Source organism: Desulfuromonas thiophila, from assembly GCF_900101955.1.
Classification (GTDB): Bacteria; Desulfobacterota; Desulfuromonadia; order Desulfuromonadales; family Desulfuromonadaceae; genus Pseudodesulfuromonas; species Pseudodesulfuromonas thiophila.
The window spans coordinates 1-2839 of record NZ_FNAQ01000033.1 but is presented as its reverse complement, the minus strand read 5'-3'; the positions used below and the strand labels follow the sequence as shown (position 1 = coordinate 2839).

The window sequence follows — 2839 nt, the reverse complement described above, 5'->3', positions numbered from 1 at the left end:
GATGAAATCCGTCAGGCGGCGTAAGCTAAACTTGTGTCCAGGGAACCGGTTCCGCTACAACCACGAAAGCAGGGCAGGTCAGGCAGGTTTCTGCCAGGCAGAACAGTATGACGAAGTTCTCAAAAGAGATAGGCAGATCTGCCTATCTCTCTGTTTCGCCTGTTTTCAGCATGTTGCAAAAATCGGCTGCGGTTTTTGGCGGGATAGGCGGATCTGGGTAAAGGTTGTTAGCGTACAAAGGAAAGGTCGTGGAAGATTTAAATAAATTAGATAAAAAACTAGACATCGTAAATAAGATGCTGTCTCTCGCTTTTAAGCTTTGCGTTGTACTCGGAGGAGCAGTACTTCTTTTTTATTGTTGGGGAATAGGATATTTCCCTCAAGATGTTTCGGTTGGCGACGGTTTGCTATTTATTCTGTTGGCGATCGCCTTCGGCGGTGTTTACATGTTCTTTGTCATGTCATTAACGAGTTTGGGTATCTTACTTAGACCGTTATGGCATAGACTTCAAAGATTGTTTTTACTGCTGTTAAAAGGTTACGAAAAAGTTACAGGAAAAGAAACAAACTACACGCCATTTGTTATTGAAAAAGGCGGTATTGAACTGTTGGTTTTTGCAGTTTTTGGGCTGTTTTTTATTTGGTGGTTTAGTCTTTCGGACATAAAGGTACTATCAACACTGCCGATGTGTACTTGGGGCTGTGCATTGCTTTGGAGTTCATACCAGCAAAATTCTCGTGAGATTGATCAGCTAGAGAATAAAGAAAATGTTACCGAAGAGGAAACCAAACGTTTAGCAAGATTGAACAACTTTCAACCGGTTGCGCTAGGCATTATGTTGGTTATTCCACTATTAATAGGTGGCGTCTCTGGTAGGTTGCTGGATGGAGCCATGCGCCTTGCGAATGTGCGAGCTGATACAGCAACTATCCATATAAAAGAACCTTACGTTAAATATGCGTCAGAGTATGGCTTACAAGGTCTTCAAAGCAACTTTGGAAGTGACTATTCGAAATTTGAAAAAACTTCGATATTGTTTAATGGTTTCGGAAAAAACATTGTAATTGAGGCTGAGGGGAAAGATGGACGTGCTAGATTGGTTGTACCGTCAGATCATGCTTACATCGTGCAGCGCTAACAAACGGCTGCACCGGACAAATTTCCGCTGTCACCTTTTGTGCAAAAATAAGCACAAAAGCCGCCATCAAAAATTTGCTCGGTGAGCCGAGCGTTAGACTTCAGAAAGAAAAATTATGGACCCACTTACTTTGGCTTTTTCTTTCTCGACAATTGTCGGTCTCATCTGCAATTACCGTAGCGAAAAAAACAAACAGGAAGAGGAAAACTATTCCGATTTCCTATCGTGGCTTTCAAAAACAAACCACGATGAGATCAAAGAATTTATTAAAAGCAATTCGAAAATCTCACAGGGAATTGAAAAATTATTGCTCGAAAATAGAGACTTGTTTCTCGAAAAATTAAAATCAATCGAGGAAGTTGTCTTGAAGCTTTCTTCACAAATTCCAGGCTTTGACTCTTTAGCAAAGGCAATAAATCAAAACCTAGAAATATCAGGACAAGCAATATCAATCATTTCGCAGCTTGATAAAACTGGTTACAGCAAAATGCTTGAAGCAGGCTTTGACCAAGGAACATCACTAATAGTTTTCGGAAACAACCTACACCTAACAATTGAAGAACCACGTTTCCTCGAAGATGACCTTAATACACTTGTTGGTCTTAGTCTCTTACTAAAAGACTACAATAGTAACGGTAGTGCACTTTATACACTTACACGAAATGCCGTGAAATTCGTCGCTGCACACGAAAAGAATTCTAACAATCAAATCAACCGGACGGAAAATACGTCTGTGCTAAATTGAAAAACAAAATCTAAAATTGCGGTGGTATTCGAACAGTTCGTCGCCGCCGGTTATCATGAACCGTTGGGGCAAAAAAATGGGAGCGCAAATGCCAGTCTTAAATCAGTTCGTCTTGTATGCCCTGCTCTGTGGCGCAGGGCTTTTCATCGCAATCTGGGCATGGCAACGAGACGTCGGCATTTCATGGTGGGTTTCGGTGGGCGCTGCCGTTCTTGTCATCTGGCGGGTCTTTCCTGACCCGACCCCAGCGAAAACACTCGGAGATATCTTTGGCAACCTCAGTCTGGTCATTCTCAAGGCGCTCCTGGGTGTGGCTTGGCTAGCTGGAAGCGCGGCTGTTCACTTCTTAGTTAAAGATCGTCGGTGATGTCCCGCCCCAATCGGCTAGCCGTGGGTATTTCTCTCCCGGCCCCACACCACCCGACATGTTGCCATGCAGGGCGCAGCTCAAGGGGGCACGACGTTAGGAGGCATAAGCTGGAGAAGTAGATGTGTGACACACAAGCCACAGAACCAACAAAAGAAAAAATAGCCGAGCATATTCAACAAAGGGAATTTCAAATATGGCTTCGCTCAAAATTTTTGGCAGCAATACTGTGCGGGGCAATGGCAGCTTTCTTAGCATTCATCAACGAAGTTAGAACTCTTGGGGAACATTCTTGTTTGTGGGCAAGTGTTCTGGGATTAATTGTTGGTGGCCTGCTAGGTGAGCGACTTGTGTTCACCTTGTTTGGCGTTCTTATTGCCAAGTACCTATTGCCAAACAACTGTCCCTAACAAAGCAGCACAGCTTCACGTTGGGCCTTACATGAACCCGATAAACTTTTGCAAATAGAGGCCTTGCATGGACTTTGAAGAAAGCCTCCTCCGCAGAATCTGTGGGTAGAGGGCGGTAAAAATTAGAGCATTGTCTCCCCCGGGTGGATAGGATGGTTTTTGCAGAAACTAACCAATC

At 43.7% G+C, this 2839-nt stretch carries 4 protein-coding genes; all 4 read left to right on the top strand.

Features of this window, described 5'->3' with window-relative positions:
* Nucleotides 1-248 precede the first annotated feature (248 nt).
* The 4 genes from BLR80_RS12545 to BLR80_RS12830 all read left to right on the top strand — a co-directional run bounded on the left by BLR80_RS12545 (nucleotide 249) and on the right by BLR80_RS12830 (nucleotide 2661).
* Nucleotides 249-1139, top strand: a complete 891-nt coding sequence (locus BLR80_RS12545; protein ID WP_092080872.1) for a hypothetical protein — start codon at nucleotides 249-251, stop codon at nucleotides 1137-1139.
* 115 nt (nucleotides 1140-1254) lie between these two features.
* The gene (locus BLR80_RS12835; protein ID WP_143012181.1) at nucleotides 1255-1884 is read left to right on the top strand and encodes a hypothetical protein; all 630 of its coding nucleotides are present in this window, start codon (nucleotides 1255-1257) and stop codon (nucleotides 1882-1884) included.
* Between the two features lie 88 nt (nucleotides 1885-1972).
* Nucleotides 1973-2251, top strand: a complete 279-nt coding sequence (locus tag BLR80_RS12540; protein ID WP_092080869.1) for a hypothetical protein — start codon at nucleotides 1973-1975, stop codon at nucleotides 2249-2251.
* A gap of 122 nt (nucleotides 2252-2373) precedes the next feature.
* Nucleotides 2374-2661, top strand: a complete 288-nt coding sequence (locus BLR80_RS12830; RefSeq protein WP_143012180.1) for a hypothetical protein — start codon at nucleotides 2374-2376, stop codon at nucleotides 2659-2661.
* Nucleotides 2662-2839: the final 178 nt, after the last annotated feature.